Source organism: Acinetobacter sp. FL, from assembly GCF_040744925.1.
GTDB lineage: Bacteria > Pseudomonadota > Gammaproteobacteria > Pseudomonadales > Moraxellaceae > Acinetobacter > Acinetobacter radioresistens.
On sequence record NZ_CP160437.1, the window covers coordinates 1,933,759 to 1,949,393 of the forward strand.

Sequence of the window (15,635 nt, forward strand, 5' to 3'; positions counted from 1 at the left end):
CACCGATTTAATATATGAAAACCAGGCTTAATATTTTTTATATTTTAAAATTTATTGTTTTGATTTTTAGAATTAAAGATAACTATAGGCATGAATAATTGAAGAATAGAATTACTTATATTCTTTAAATATAACCTGACCTTGCACGTTTAAAACAGACTGTTAAATGCCTCTTATCTCATTTATCAGCTAAGAGGCACCTTAATATTTTAGCGACTGATATGGATTGCCTGTTTCTTGGTAAATAAAAGTAGGCCATCCAGTCCAAATGAATAACCCAAGCCGGAAAGTTTCCAACCACCAAATGGTGCAGCAGGTGACAGGTCAGCATGACTGTTAATCCACACCGTACCGCATTCTAGCTGATTGGCAATCTCTTGAGCTTTTTCAATATCCTGGCTCCAGACTGAACCGCCGAGTCCGAAAGAGCTTTGATTGGCGCGCTGGATCACATCATCTATCTCACTAAACTTTATAATAGGTAAAGCCGGACCAAATTGCTCTTCATCTACCAGTGCCACACCTTCTCTTAGGTTTGCAATCAAAGTCGGTGCAATATAATAGCCGTTTTCTGGCAGTACTGGTGCCTGAGTAAGCAGTTCTCCACCTTGAGCAATCGCATCCTCAATAAGCGCCTTAACTTTATTAAACTGCATACGGTTTTGTACCGGACCAAAAGTTGTATTTTCTTCTTGTCCATCACCCACAACCTGCCGTTCAGCTATTTCTACCAGTTTATGTATTAAGTCCTCATAAATATTTTCATGCACATATAAGCGCTTTAATGCGGCACAAGTCTGGCCAGCATTTAAAAACGCCGAGCCGAAAATTTTCTCGGCTGTGCTATCTACGTCAATATCGTCTAGTACGATTCCTACATCATTACCCCCCAATTCCAGTACTACACCTTTAAGTGTATTAACCGAATGGCTCAAAATACTCTGCCCGGTACGTGTCGAACCGGTAAATGTGACTTTGGCAATATCAGGATGCTCACTGAGAACCTGCCCGACTTTACCTGTGCCAAGTACTACGCTACACACGCCTTTTGGTACATGACGGTTAATAATTTCTACCAGTTTGACTGTACTTAAAGGAGTATATTCTGAAGGTTTATTAACAATACAGTTTTTAGTTTTTAAGGCCGGAAACAGATGCCAGACTGCAATCATAAACGGCCAGTTCCATGGTGTAATCGATGCGACCACACCAAGTGGGCGGTTATAAACCTGGATGGTTTTACCACCAGGTTCCTGAATAGTTTCAACTGGTATTTCAAGACTGGCGATATATTCAATCCAGCTAGTACCTGCTTCTACCTCAAACTCTGCCAAGCCTAATGGCTTGCCCTGCTCCAAGGTAATTAACCGGGCAATTTCTTTTTTTTCCTGACGGATATCATTCGCAATTTTACTAAAACTGTTATTAATTTCCTCATCAGAAATATTTTTCCATTGCTTGAAAGCTTCAGTGGCGGCCTGAACTGCCTGATTTACCTGCTCTGGGGTTGCACTGGCTATTTCCGTGATTACTTCTTCATTAGCCGGATTCAGCACTTTAAAAGTTTCTGCTGATCCCTGAATATTTTCACCGTTAATAATGACATGAGTATTCATACTACCATCCTGGTTGTTATAAAAATTACTAAATTGAGCAATTTAAGAATTGATAAAAATTTTCCAGATTTCAAAGTAAATCACTTTTGCTTTAATATCCTTATTTTAGGATTTAAATTAATTCATCTTATTATTTAAATACCTTTTATTTAAGCGTTGGGCCTATTACATTATGCATAAATTTATTATAAATAATGTAATTAAATTTTAAAATAAATTATCAAATTTTAACATAGTCAGCATGCTTAGGCTATTATAAAGACGTGAAGATCTTACCTGAACTGTTCATAATTCAGATAAGACAAAATAACAGGATAAGTTAAATATAAAATTAAAAACTTTTTAAATTTCAATCAGGTCTTTAAGCATCTCTTTAAAGAGTTCGCGTTGCTCTTCTGTATATTTTGAAAATACTTCCTGTTGATGACTTTCAGAAATGCGGTAGAGCATATTGGCCGCACTCTTTCCGTGTTCCGTAAGTACATAAGTAGTCTCGGTTTCAATAAGCAAACCTTTTTGGGCTAAAATCTCGGCTGCCTGTTCAACCTCGGCAATGGGCATAGCGACTTCATGCTGCAGTGCACTTTTACTACTGGCAGTTTTACTGTCCAATACAAGTAACAAACGTGCTTCACTGGTCCGAAAACCTGTAGCCTGCTGTTTGGGTTGATAGTCGCTTTCATAGGCTCGCACTGCCTGAGTTAGCAAGTAGTACATGTTATGATATAAACGGCCAGGAAAACTATCTTCTCTGGACTCAACAGGCGTATTCAAACTCGGATGAGGCAGTACCGCAGAATAAACACCTTGATGATAAAGTAAAGGAGAACGGCCATAGTCATGAAAATTAACCACTTTACCCAGAATGATCCAGTGATCACCCCCTTCAACAATATCAAATTTTTCACACTCCAGCACAGCGGAACAGTTTTTTAATAAAGGTGCTTTACCGGCACCCATGTCAAAATCGACTCCAGCAAAACGGTCCTCTGCACGGCGGGCAAAATTATTGGAAAATTCAATTTGAGCCGCAGATAAAATATTGACCGCGAAATGACTGGCTTGTGAAAAGATCCGGTAACTTGAAGAGTTTTTATCGATACTCCATAGAATCAATGCTGGGTCAAGTGAGACAGAGTTAAAACTGTTAGCTGTTACGCCAACTTTTTCACCTTGACTATTCTGAGCAGTCATTACAGTGACACCGGTTGCAAAATTACCCAGTGCCCGGCGAAAGGCTTTAGTATCAATAACAGGGGCTGTGTTAATTGTGTTCATAACGTTCAGTCTAATTTCTCCCTGTTATTGTAACGTTAAATAGTTTCCTGGACAGGCCTTATACTCATGATTTCATCATGAAATATCAGGCTATCATAAAACTATACGATTACATTCTCAAAGAAATTGCCAGAAACTGACTAGATCCCCATGCACAAGTATTTAAGTTCCTGGTAGTCTTCGATCCCATATTTAGAACCTTCACGGCCACAACCCGACTCCTTTATTCCACCAAAAGGTGCAACTTCAGTAGAAATTAAACCTTCATTTATACCGACCATACCGTATTCAAGAGCTTCGCTTACACGCCAGGCCCGACTTAGATTTTGCGTATAAATATAAGAAGCCAAGCCAAATTCAGTATCATTCGCCATACGGATAGCTTCTGCTTCTTCGGTAAATCTAAAAACCGGTGCTAGTGGTCCAAAGGTTTCATCTTGTGCGACTTGCATATCTGGGGTTACATCAGTTAAGACGGTTGGCTCAAAAAATGTCTGACCTAATTGATGCCGCTGCCCACCATAAATGACTTTAGCTCCTTTGGAGGTTGCATCATCAATATGTTGCTGAACTTTTTCAACTGCCTTTTCATTAATCAGCGGGCCTTGTTCTGCACCCGGTTCAAAAGCAGGAGCAACTTTGAGTTTTGCTACAGCAGCGGCAAGCTTTTCAACAAAAGTATCATAAATACTGTTTTGAACCAGAATACGGTTGGTACATACACAGGTCTGGCCACTATTACGGAATTTTGATGCTATCGCTCCCTCAACTGCTTTATCCAGATCTGCATCCTCAAAGACAATAAATGGTGCATTACCACCTAATTCCATACTGATTTTTTTCATGGTTGAAGAGCATTGCTGCATCAGTAATTTACCAATGGCGGTCGAACCGGTAAAAGATACCTTACGCACCAGAGGATGCTGAGTCAGGATTCCACCTATTTCACGGGCACTGCCAGTCACTACATTGATTACACCTTTTGGAATTCCGGCTTCTTCAGCCAGAGCGACCAGAGCCAGTGCAGAAAGTGGAGTTTCAGAAGCTGGTTTAATCACGACAGTACAGCCTGCCGCCAATGCCGGACCAACTTTACGGGTAATCATGGCATTGGGGAAATTCCAAGGTGTAATTGCAGCCACTACGCCAACTGGCTGACGAATCACAAGCAGGCGACGTCCCTGCTTATCATGGGGAATCACATCACCATAAGTGCGTTTAGCCTCTTCAGCAAACCATTCGATAAAGCTTGCACCATACAGAATTTCCCCCCGACTTTCGGTCATTGGTTTACCCTGTTCCGTGCTTAGAATTATCGCGAGATCTTCCTGATGTTCAATCATCAGCTGGTACCATTTTTTTAGCAGGATTGAACGTTCTTTTGCAGTGGTCTGTTTCCAGCTTTGTAGTGCCTGATCAGCTGCTTCTACTGCTTTTACTACCTGCTGTTCACTAACAGAAGGTACATGAGCAATGGTTTCACCAGTAGCCGGGTTTATTACGGCAAAACTTTTATTCTGCTCTGCTTCTAGCCATTGACCATCAATAAATACCTGTTGTTTAAATAAACCAGAATTTTTTAATTGCACTAATACACTCCCTGATAAACGCTTAAACACTTTAATGGCTTGGTTTCTCTTCAATGTTTAAATACGGTTGTTTTAACAATTATTTCATAATTTTTTTTAGAAATATTTTTTTTTAGACTAACTAAGACAAATTTTGTACCAAACCTCAATCGAGTCACTATGTGTTTTTTATAAAAGATATTTTTAGAATTTTAAGGCTAATATAAAATATGAAATATAATAAAAATTTTTAATGCTGCCTGGCCAGAACCAGAATTTTCAGATGAGTTTAAGTTCTGGCATTACTAGTCTTTACGAGTTTCTTCCTGTTATAGGTAGAGCTCTTGAGCAAAATTAATTAAAGAAGTTAAGAGGGATTTTCAGATAACGTACCCCATTTGCCTCCGGTTCTGGTAATTGTCCTCCATCCATATTGATCTGAATCGCTGGCAAGATTAGTTTAGGCATAGATAATTTGGCATCGCGCTGGGTGCGCATAGTTACAAAGTCCTGTTTGCGGGTATTTTCCTGAATATGGACATTGCCATGTTTCTGCGCACCAATAGTCGTTTCATGTACAAACTCATCCCGGCCTTCTGGCTTGTAGTCATGACACAGGAATACCCGGGTATGATCAGGTAATTGATATAAAGCCTGTACCGAATCAAACAGCTGTTCAGCACTGCCGTTTGGAAAGTCGCAACGTGCTGTACCGTAGTCTGGCATGAATAAGGTATCTCCTACGAAAACAGCATCACCGATGACATAACTCAGACAGGCAGGTGTATGCCCTGGCGTCGGAATATTATAGGCTTCAAGTTCGCCAATTTTGAATTTTTCACCATCTTCAAACAGATAATCAAAAGGATGATGAACCTTAAAATATTCAGGCTCAAAATTATAAATTTTGCTAAAAGTCTCCTGCACTACAGAGATTTTTTTGCTCATGGCAATTTTGCCACCTGCACTATTTTGAATATATGGCGCAGCTGTCATATGGTCAGCATGCACATGTGTTTCAAGAATCCATTCAACCGTTAAGCCCTGCTGTTTAATATAATGCAAAATTTCATCAGCCTGCTGGTAATGCATGGAAGCTGAAGCTGCATCATAATTCATTACACTGTCAATGACAGCACAGTGCTTTGTGACAGGATCAGTAACTACATAACTGAAAGTATTGGTATCATTATCAAAAAATGCCTTAACCAGAGGTTTTATTGTCATGATATTCGCTCTCCTATTCAAACCATTTGCGATGAACAAATACACCGGCCAGCATCGCTAAAATAAAATAGAATGATTCATAATGACCAAGGCCGATCAGGGTCAGTCCTGGTGCAGGACAAATTCCAGCTATACCCCAGCCCATACCAAAAATCAGCGCACCCATGATGAGTTTAGAATCAATTTTTTGATTGGTGGGTAGTTCTATTGTTTCATGGAATACAGTTTTAGGCTCGGCAGAACGTAGCGCTTTCTGAAACGGAATAATGGCTACTAAAATGGCACCTATCATCACAAAAGCCAGACTTGGGTCCCATGTACCAGTGATATCCAGAAAATCCAGTACTTTTTCAGGATTAGCCATTCCTGAAATACTCAGCCCAAGCGCAAAAATACTACCAAATATAAAGGCCAAAATATTTTTCATGACTGTATTCTCAGAACGTGCCGAAGCAGATAAACCGTGATAAAACCTGCGAGCATGAAGCTTAATGTAGCAACCATTGAGCGTCTGGAAAGCCTGCTAATACCACAGATACCATGACCACTAGTACAGCCAGAACCTAGACGGGTACCAAAGCCCACTAATAACCCGGCGATAATCATCATCCAGGGCGAAGCATTCAATTCAATCTCTGGTACTACAAATAAGCTATATAGAAAAGGCGTTAATATAAGGCCGAGCAAAAACCAGAGAGCCGGTGTTTTCCATAAAGTAGCGGGATTAAGTACCTGTGCAATCAGCCCACTGATACCAGCGATCCGGCCATTGACCCACAGGTAGCCGATCACCGAACAGCCAAGTAATGCTCCACCAAGTAGGGCAAGCCAATAGTCCTGAATCATAGGTCCACCAAATAACAATATATATTTATATATAATATAAATATATATTTTAATCAATTATTAAATCTTAATAATTTCCTATATATTTGTTATATCTATTTTTTTAATAAAACTTGGAATAAATAGAAATTTATAATGAGCTTATTCGTTTTTTATGACTAGTTTGCTTGAAAATGAATAAAAAAACTGTTCATAGCGTCTTGTTTTTAAGACAGGCATAATACAATTAAATATTTAGCCTCCCCTATGAATAGAAGTGCACGTTAGAAAAATTTTACTCTCCTGTTTTGTGAGCATAGTCAGTACTAGCGCTTTGGCAAATGCTAGTTTTCTGCCTGCCGCACAGGCCTTCCAGCTCAAGGCTGAATCAGTTTCACAAAAAGAAGCCCTGCTACAATGGAATATTGCACCACATTATTATTTGTATCATAACCAGTTCAAGGTTATGGTTGGCCAGCAGCCATTAAACATTGAACTGCCTAAAGGTACAAAGAAAAATGATCCAACCTTTGGAATTACAGAGGTTCATTATCATCAGGTTGCAGCTAAAATTCAGGTGAAACCAAAGACCAGTTATCAGATCAGCTGGCAGGGCTGCTCGGCAGACGGGCTGTGTTATCCTGTACAACGTACTACCTTGACCACTGATCAGGATGGTCTTTTTCCGCAGTTACAGTCTCAAAAAAACGGCTTGCTCCAGCTTGATAATACTCAGGCTTCGTTTACAAGTAGCGAATCGGCACAACAAAATCCGACGCTTGTTAGCCGTAAGGATATTGATTCATTTTCTGATGCAGGGCAGTCCTCAATTTATAAAGCCCAACAGCTGGAAGTTATAAATACCGATACAGATCAATCTATTAGTTCTAAAAATACTTCAGATAGCTCTTTTTTATGGTCAAATCAATGGAATAATGATCAGGTATTTTTAAATCTTTTCTCGCAGGATTCCTGGCTACTTAATCTGTTGATCTTTTTTATTTTTGGAATACTTCTGGCTTTCCTGCCCTGTTCTTTACCTTTAATTCCAATTCTGTCAGGCATTATCGTGCAGCGTAAAAAAGGTTACCGGGCTATTCCTATCGCTACAGCATTCGTTGTCAGTATGGCATTGGTTTATGCATTAATGGGCATGCTGGTGGCTGGGGTTGGTTACAGTTTTCAGCGCTGGTTTCAAAGTCCACCGGTGATTATTGGCTTTGCACTGCTATTTGTAGTATTTGCACTCAATCTGCTTGGCCTGTTTCAGCTGTCGCTACCCCAAGGTATTTTACAGCGTTTGGACCGTATCCAGAACCGGCAGACTGGCGGAACCATTTACGGCGCTGCTGTGATGGGGGTCCTTTCAGCCCTGATTGTTGGCCCATGCATGAGTGCGCCTTTAGCTGGTTCACTCTTATTTGTTTCACAGACACAAAGTCCATTATTGGGCGGTCTGTACCTGTTTATGCTCGGCCTGGGTATCGGTCTGCCATTATTTATTGCTGCAGTATTTGGTGCCCGCTTCCTGCCTAGACCCGGACTGTGGATGGAGCGTCTCAAATTCAGCTTTGGCTTTATTATGCTGATGATGGCAGTATATTTTATCCGGCCTCTACTCTCTCTGACATTATATTATTCTCTGTTCGCAGGTTTACTGTTGGCCCTCGCACTTTATCTGGGCTGGATCACCCGAAAGCAGAACAAGGGGCAAGCCAAGATTTTGACCTGCTTGTTGGCAGCGTTATTGATTGGCGTAAGTGGATGGAATATAAAAAATGCTCTGTCATCTTTAAATGCCGAACAACATGCCTCTGAACTTCATGCATGGCAGATAGTACGAAATGCTGAAGAATTAAATCAAGTACTGGCCAAAGCTCGTCAAATTCAGCGTCCTATCGTGATTGATGTGTATGCGGACTGGTGTGTTGCTTGCCAGCCTATCGAGCGCGATATTACGCCACGTGCAGATGTACAAGGAGCATTAAAATCATGGCAAAGAATCAAACTTGACCTGTCTCATTATCAGCCTTCTCAGGATGAGATTCTATCTGAACGGGAAATTCTGGGGCCTCCAACGGTTCTGTTTTTACAGCCTGATGGGCAGGAAAAACGTGAGCTCCGTCTAACCGGTGCATTTAATGCCGAGCAACTCATTCGTCAGCTCAGGCATACAGAGAATTAATTTGAATCTTAAAACGGTAAAGTTATTTGCTTATTTATATACTAATTTACAAATAGTTTTTGACTGTTAAATACCCAAACCTGATCAATCTATAGATCCTGTTTGGGTTTTTCTCACAATGGTTTTAGCATTTATCTACCGGTTAAAAGTTAACCCGGGAAGATGCCGCGACCTTTACGTGCAATCAGAATTCGTTCACATGCCAGAATATAGGCAGCGGTACGCAGAGTACATTTCTTGGCCTCAGCAGTATTCCAGACATCATGAATTGCTTGAATAAGCAGTTTATCCAAACGCTGATTAATTTCTTCTTCAGTCCAGAAGTAGCTTGAAATATCCTGTACCCATTCAAAATAACTGACAGTTACCCCTCCGGCATTACAGATAACATCTGGCACCACCGTAATGCCCCGTTGCAGCAACACGTCATCAGCTTCAGGATAGGTCGGACCGTTTGCGCCTTCCAAAACCAGCCTGGCTTTTAATTTTTCAGCACGTTCAACAGTAATTTGTCCCTCAAGCGCTGCCGGTATCAGGATATCCATTTCAGCCTCCCAAAACTCGTCATTAGTTATAGGCGTAGCACCTGGAAAACCGAGTACACCTGGATGCTCTTCCATATAAATTCGTAAAGCGTCCAGATCAATACCATTATTATTCAGGATCGTACCGGTATGGTCCTGAATACATACCACCTTGGCATTTGCCTGTGCGAACAGATTTGCTGCTTCACTGCCCACATTACCAAACCCCTGTACGGCGACTTTAGCACCATCAATCGCCAGATTATTTTTTTTAGCAGCCTCACGTCCGGTAATATACACGCCACGGCCAGTGGCCTTGACACGTCCCAGCGACCCCCCTAAATGGACCGGTTTGCCCGTAACTACACCTGTCACTGTATAGCCCTTATTTGATGAATAAGTATCCATGATCCAGCCCATGACATTCTGGTTAGTGCCCACATCAGGAGCCGGAATATCTTTTTGTGGGCCAATAATATGGCCAATTTCACTGGTATAACGACGCGTTAACCGTTCCAGTTCACGGGTTGATAAAGCGCGCGGATCAACTCGAATCCCGCCTTTGGCACCACCAAAAGGCAGATTGACTACAGCTGTTTTAATGGTCATCCAGGCAGCCAGCGCGGTAACTTCATTCAGATCCACATCTGGATGATAGCGAATACCTCCTTTTCCCGGACCGCGGGACAGATTATGTTGTACCCGGTAGCCTTCAAAATGCCGAATGGTTCCGTCATCCATTACAATGGGCACATCGACAATAAGAGCACGTTTGGGACGTTTTAAAGTATCAATATAATCAGCAAGATGTTGCAGATATGGAGCCACCCGATCAATCTGGGCCAGATAGGTATTCCAGGCGCCTGCCTCTTCATTAATATAAGAAAGATTAGACATAACTGTTTCCTTCAGGAAATTCTAATGTGCATGGGAGAAGTTCTTATAGTGGTGGACTTCTATATAGAAGTGAAGAACCTTTAACATATATCAACATAGCCCGAGAGATGAAAAAATTTTCCACCACTCAGGCTATGTGATATTTTTGAATTTTAGTTACTTATATCAACACATAAATATTTCATTTCCAGGTATTCATCAATCCCATGCTGCGAGCCTTCGCGCCCCAGCCCTGACTGTTTTATACCACCAAAAGGAGCGACTTCTGTTGAAATCAGGCCAGTATTGATGCCTACCATGCCGTATTCCAGCGCTTCCCCCACACGCCACTGCCGGGCTGTACTTTGTGTAAACAGGTAAGCAGCCAACCCGAATTCTGTGTCGTTTGCCATCTGGATTACCTCTTCTTCAGTACTGAAACTGAATAATGGAGCCAGTGGACCAAAAGTTTCTTCACGAGAAATTTTCATTTCCTGAGTGACACCAGTTAAAACGGTTGGCTCAAAAAATGTGCTGGTTTGATTTAGCCGTTTGCCGCCTGTACGGATGCTTGCACCTTTGCTAACGGCATCTTCAATATGCGACTGGACCTTCTCAATTGCAGCTTCGTCAATCAGTGGGCCTTGTGTTATTTCAGACTGTCGGCCATCACCTACTTTTAACCTGGCAACTTCAGCAATCACACGTTCACTGACTGCATCATAAATACCTTCCTGTATATAAATACGGTTTGCACATACACAGGTCTGGCCACTGTTACGGAATTTGCTAGCCATTATTCCCTTTACAGCCTGGTCCAGATTGGCATCATCAAATACAATAACCGGCGCATTCCCCCCAAGTTCGAGTGACAGCTTTTTAATTGTTGGCGCACACTGTTTCATGAGAATGCGGCCGACCTCGGTTGAACCGGTAAAGCTCAGCTTGCGGACAACGTCGCTTTCGCATAAAGTCTGGCCAACGTCAATTGATTCGCCGCTCAGTGTAATCATGACATCTTTTGGAATACCTGCCTGTAATGCCAGAACCTCCAGTGCATAAGCACTAAGTGGCGTCTGTTCTGCTGGCTTAATCAGCATTGAACAACCCGCAGCAAGTGCTGGTCCTACCTTGCGGGTAATCATGGCAGCCGGAAAGTTCCAGGGTGTAATTGCCGCTGTTACTCCGATTGGCTGTTTAATTACCAGTAACCGTTGCTGTGCCTGAGATGATGTCAAAACCTCTCCATCTACACGACGAGCCTGCTCAGCAAACCAGCGGATGAAAGATGCAGCATAACTAATCTCGCCCCGTGCTTCTGACAGCGGTTTACCCTGTTCGGCAGTCAGGATCTGTGCCAGATCCTCCTGATGCTTGAGCATCAGGCGGTACCAGTTCCACAGTAGATCAGCTTTTTGCAGGGCAGTCTGCTGTTTCCAGACAGCCTGTGCCTGTTCAGCACGTTGAATAGCATTTTCTATAGCCGCACGGTCATAAGTTCTGACCCAAGCCAGCTGTTCTCCTGTAGCAGCATCCTGTACACAGATATAATGATCAGCTGAAGGCTGGGTAAAAGTGATGTCGGGATGGTCCAGTAAATACTGTAAATTTTGCTGGATCATGCAGAGCGCTCCAGATTTTGCTGGGTGACTGCTGTGAAACCGGCTTTCAGAATATCCAGAGCTTTCTGGAACTGTTCAGCCGGAATAGTGAGTGGATATAGAAAACGGATAACATTCGCTGATTTACCACAAGTCAGCAGCAAAAGACCTTGGCTCATGGCATATTCCTGAATCGCTTTTGCCTGCTCAGCATATTCAAGCTCTACCGCGACCATAGAACCCAGACCACGTATATCCTGAATCATGGAGCTGGTAACTTTAAGCTGTTCCAGGGTTTTGATGAGCTGTGAACCCAGTACATGTGCACGCTCGCAAAGCTGTTCTTCTTCGATCACATCAATTACTGCATGTGCAGCCGCTACAGCCAGCGGATTACCGGCATAAGTACCGCCCAGTCCTCCCGGGTTCGGTGCATCCATTATTTCGGCACGACCCACTACGCCAGAAATCGGGAAGCCACCGCCGAGGCTTTTAGCCATAGTAATCATATCGGCCTTGATACTGTAATGTTGCATAGCAAACAGTTGTCCGGTACGGGCAAAACCGGTCTGCACTTCATCGGCTATCAGTAAAATACCGTGCTGGTCGCAGAGCTCACGCAAACGCACCAGAAATTCCTGAGGTGCGACATTGAAACCACCTTCCCCCTGCACCGGTTCAAGTACAATAGCGGCAACATCTTGAGGTACCATGTCAGTACTGAAAATATTTTCAATGCTTTCCATTGCATCGTCCACACTGATTCCCTGTGACTGCGATGGATAGCGGCCATGGAATACACCTGCCGGCATGACACCAAAATCACGTTTATAAGGTGCTGTTTTACCCGTCATTGCCATAGTCATAAAAGTACGGCCATGAAAACCGCCACTAAATGTGATAATGCCATAACGACCAGTGGCAGCCCGGGCAATTTTGACCGCATTTTCTACAGCTTCTGCACCTGTGGTAAAGAAAGCTGTTTTTGCCGGCCCTTCAATAGGCGCACGCTGGTTAATACGCTCAGCTAAAGATACATAGCTTTCATAAGGTGCAACCTGGTATGCCGTATGAGTAAATTTGCCGAGCTGTTCAGTTACTGCTGCAATCACTTTCGGATGGCGATGACCAGTGTTCAGTACAGCAATTCCGCCTGCAAAGTCAGTATATTCACGTCCGTCCATGTCCCACAGAGTGGCGTTCTCTGCACGTTCTACATACCATGAGCACATAATGCCTACACCGCGTGGAGTGGCCTGCTGCTTGCGGCTGTTAATATCAGTATGTTTAGAATCCATTTTTTGTACCTCATTTTTATTTAAGCACCGTCAGTTCCTGCTCTAGGCTTGTCTGACGACTGATGACTGCTTTAATCTCACCCTTTTACTCAATTCTGACGAGAGCCATTTCTTGTTCTTCTTTAGGAGCCAATCTGTTTTGCTATAAAAAATAGAGAATCTTAATAGGTTAGATAAAAAATTTATTTTCCCTTCAAGGTTATGTTAGGTTTTTAAAAATTAAGTTAATCTTTTTAGTTACTTACTAATTACTAAAATAATTAGATAAATTTTTTTGCTTACTCCTGCTTTTATTTCTTTTTAAAAAAATAATTTGACAGTTTAAATAAAACATAATACATATAGTTTTATATGTAATATTTTATAACCAAGGAAGAGTAAAAAATGACGACTGTAAAACTAAAACATTTTATTAATAGTGAATATTCTGAACCGCAAGACAATAATTATTTTGATCTGATCAGTCCGGTAACTGGAGAACTATATGCACAGTCGCCTAATGCAACTGAAGCAGAAGTAGATGCCGCTTATGCTGCTGCTAAAGAAGCATTTAAAACTTGGGGACGGACTACGCCCTCTGCACGCCAGAAAGCTTTACTAAGCCTGGCCGATGCTATTGAAACCAATGCAGACCGCCTAATTGAAGCACAGAGCCGTAATACTGGACAGCTTAAGCATCTGATCGCTTCTGAAGAAGTAGCAATATGTGCGGACCAGATCCGCTTTTTTGCAGGCGCAGCACGTTTACTGGAAGGGACAGCAACATCTGAATATCTGGAAGGCTTAACGTCCAGTATCCGCCGTGAGCCAGTGGGTGTAGTCGGTCAGGTAACACCCTGGAACTATCCACTCATGATGGCTGTCTGGAAAATTGCACCTGCACTGGCTGCAGGCAATACCGTTGTGCTTAAACCTAGCGATACCACACCGGAAAGCACTTTACTGCTGGCAGAAATTGCAGCACCATTCTTTCCAAAAGGCGCTTTTAACGTGGTGTTAGGCAAGGCAGATGTAGGCTCCAAGGTGGTTTCACATAAAGTTCCAGCCTTAGTATCGATTACCGGTTCAGTGCGTGCCGGTTTACAGGTGGCAGCCTCTGCTGCGGCCAATCTTGCCAAGGCTCACCTGGAACTTGGAGGTAAAGCTCCGGTTCTGGTTTTTGAAGATGCCGACCTCGAAAAAGCGGCTGAGATGATAGCCATGACCGGCTTTTTTAATGCCGGGCAAGACTGTACCGCCGCAACCCGAGTAATTGTATCTGAAGCAGTACATGACGAATTTGTGCAGAAACTGGTGGCTGCTGCAAAGAACACTCGGTTCGGTGAACCAGATGATGAAAATGCCTTATATGGCCCACTCAATAATGCCAACCAGCTTAAACATGTGACAGGCTTTATTGAACGTCTGCCCTCACATGCCAAAATTGAAACTGGTGGTCGTCATGCTGACCGTCCAGGCTATTATTTTGAACCTACAGTTATTACTGGTCTGCAACAGCAGGATGAAGTAATTCAAAATGAAATTTTTGGTCCAGTGATTACCGTACAAAAATTTAGTGATGAAACGGATGCCATTTATAAAGCCAATGACGTTGAATATGGCTTGGCTTCAAGTGTATGGACCAGAGATCACGGGCGTGCTACACGTCTCAGCCGCGAACTTGATTTTGGTACAGTATGGATCAACACGCATATTCCGCTGACTGCTGAAATGCCACACGGCGGCTTCAAAAAATCAGGTTATGGTAAAGACCTGTCAGGTTACGGTTTTGAAGAATATACCCGTATCAAGCACGTAATGAGTTCAAATGACTAGTCAGGCTGGAGCCAAACATGAATCAACAGGAAATTAAAGCACTGGTCGGAACTGCGCATCATGAACTGTTCAGCCTGCATGACACCAGTGCGCTTGAACGTTACTTCTCGGCAGACTTTATTGAACACTCGCCTCTGGTCGCAGATGGGCTTTCTGGTTTGCGTCAACTGGTACAAGACTGTCCAAATCTTAAACATGAAGCTGTTCGCATCTTGGCCGATGGCGATCTGGTCGCTATTCATGGATGCTTTGAAGGGCTAGATGAACAGCCACTGGTCGGTTTTGATATTTACCGGGTTAAAGATGGCAAAATTGTAGAACATTGGGACGGATTAGTCCCTGAAGCAGCAGCGAATCTTAGTGGCCGTACCCAGCTTGACGGGCCCACTGAGGTAGCAAAGACTGGTCAGGAAGAACATAACCAGTCACTGGTAAAAGAATTTTTTACCCGTACGCTGATCGAAGGTGATTATGAAGGGTTCAGAGATTATGCTAACGGCGAATTATTTCAGCAGCATAGTCCTGATATTGGCGACGGTACTGTGGCAGTGATCGATTTCCTCAACAAAATCCGTAACGAAGGTCAAGGTTTGCTATACTCGAAAATTCATCGCACCATTGCCGATGGTCAGTTTGTCTTGACCCACTCTGAAGGAAGTATTGCAGGTACACGTCATGCCTATTTTGAATTATGGCGTGTAGAAGACGGTAAAATCGTTGAACTCTGGGATGCAATTGCTCCAGTTCCCCAAGATGACCAGGCTGTACATCGCTATGGCGTATTTTAAAGATTAGCCGCTTCCTGAGCCGGGTATTTTATGC

Annotated in this window: 12 protein-coding genes; 3 read left to right on the forward strand and 9 right to left on the reverse strand. The window is 42.7% G+C overall.

From position 1 onward, the window contains the following. Window positions 1–209: 209 nt before the first annotated feature. The 6 genes from ABZP31_RS09010 to ABZP31_RS09035 form a co-directional block, all read right to left on the reverse strand. Window positions 210–1,616: an aldehyde dehydrogenase family protein gene (locus ABZP31_RS09010; protein WP_367156791.1), complete on the reverse strand. Its 1,407-nt coding sequence runs from the start codon at window positions 1,614–1,616 to the stop codon at window positions 210–212. A gap of 342 nt (window positions 1,617–1,958) precedes the next feature. Beyond that, window positions 1,959–2,894, reverse strand: a complete 936-nt coding sequence (locus tag ABZP31_RS09015; protein ID WP_248135343.1) for a p-hydroxyphenylacetate 3-hydroxylase reductase component — start codon at window positions 2,892–2,894, stop codon at window positions 1,959–1,961. 140 nt (window positions 2,895–3,034) lie between these two features. Next, the gene (locus ABZP31_RS09020; RefSeq protein ID WP_005026637.1) at window positions 3,035–4,483 is read right to left on the reverse strand and encodes an NAD-dependent succinate-semialdehyde dehydrogenase; all 1,449 of its coding nucleotides are present in this window, start codon (window positions 4,481–4,483) and stop codon (window positions 3,035–3,037) included. 333 nt (window positions 4,484–4,816) lie between these two features. Further along, the gene (locus ABZP31_RS09025; RefSeq protein ID WP_075041275.1) at window positions 4,817–5,689 is read right to left on the reverse strand and encodes an MBL fold metallo-hydrolase; all 873 of its coding nucleotides are present in this window, start codon (window positions 5,687–5,689) and stop codon (window positions 4,817–4,819) included. Window positions 5,690–5,702: 13 nt separating this feature from the next. Continuing rightward, on the reverse strand, window positions 5,703–6,116 hold the full coding sequence (locus tag ABZP31_RS09030) for a DUF6691 family protein (protein ID WP_075041274.1): 414 nt from the start codon (window positions 6,114–6,116) through the stop codon (window positions 5,703–5,705). Beyond that, a complete protein-coding gene (locus ABZP31_RS09035) occupies window positions 6,113–6,532 on the reverse strand; it encodes a YeeE/YedE family protein (RefSeq protein WP_367156966.1) in 420 nt (139 codons plus the stop codon). The genes ABZP31_RS09030 and ABZP31_RS09035 overlap by 4 nt, the downstream gene beginning before the upstream one ends. A gap of 316 nt (window positions 6,533–6,848) precedes the next feature. On the opposite strand from ABZP31_RS09035, the gene dsbD reads away from it, so the two are divergent. Beyond that, entirely contained in the window at window positions 6,849–8,699 is a 1,851-nt protein-coding gene (gene dsbD / locus ABZP31_RS09040) for a protein-disulfide reductase DsbD (RefSeq protein WP_248135340.1), read from the forward strand. Between the two features lie 149 nt (window positions 8,700–8,848). Here dsbD and ABZP31_RS09045 read toward each other — a convergent pair whose 3' ends face one another. The 3 genes from ABZP31_RS09045 to gabT form a co-directional block, all read right to left on the reverse strand. Beyond that, entirely contained in the window at window positions 8,849–10,120 is a 1,272-nt protein-coding gene (locus ABZP31_RS09045) for a Glu/Leu/Phe/Val dehydrogenase (RefSeq protein ID WP_034676067.1), read from the reverse strand. Between the two features lie 152 nt (window positions 10,121–10,272). Beyond that, window positions 10,273–11,721, reverse strand: a complete 1,449-nt coding sequence (locus ABZP31_RS09050) for an NAD-dependent succinate-semialdehyde dehydrogenase (RefSeq protein ID WP_034676064.1) — start codon at window positions 11,719–11,721, stop codon at window positions 10,273–10,275. Then, window positions 11,718–12,998, reverse strand: a complete 1,281-nt coding sequence (gene gabT / locus ABZP31_RS09055; protein WP_005019631.1) for a 4-aminobutyrate--2-oxoglutarate transaminase — start codon at window positions 12,996–12,998, stop codon at window positions 11,718–11,720. The genes ABZP31_RS09050 and gabT overlap by 4 nt, the downstream gene beginning before the upstream one ends. Window positions 12,999–13,382: 384 nt before the next feature. Between gabT and ABZP31_RS09060 the strand changes: the two genes are divergently transcribed. Both ABZP31_RS09060 and ABZP31_RS09065 read left to right on the forward strand, forming a co-directional pair. After that, the gene (locus ABZP31_RS09060) at window positions 13,383–14,813 is read left to right on the forward strand and encodes a gamma-aminobutyraldehyde dehydrogenase (RefSeq protein WP_174498971.1); all 1,431 of its coding nucleotides are present in this window, start codon (window positions 13,383–13,385) and stop codon (window positions 14,811–14,813) included. A gap of 17 nt (window positions 14,814–14,830) precedes the next feature. Next, entirely contained in the window at window positions 14,831–15,601 is a 771-nt protein-coding gene (locus tag ABZP31_RS09065) for a nuclear transport factor 2 family protein (protein ID WP_174498972.1), read from the forward strand. Window positions 15,602–15,635: the final 34 nt, after the last annotated feature.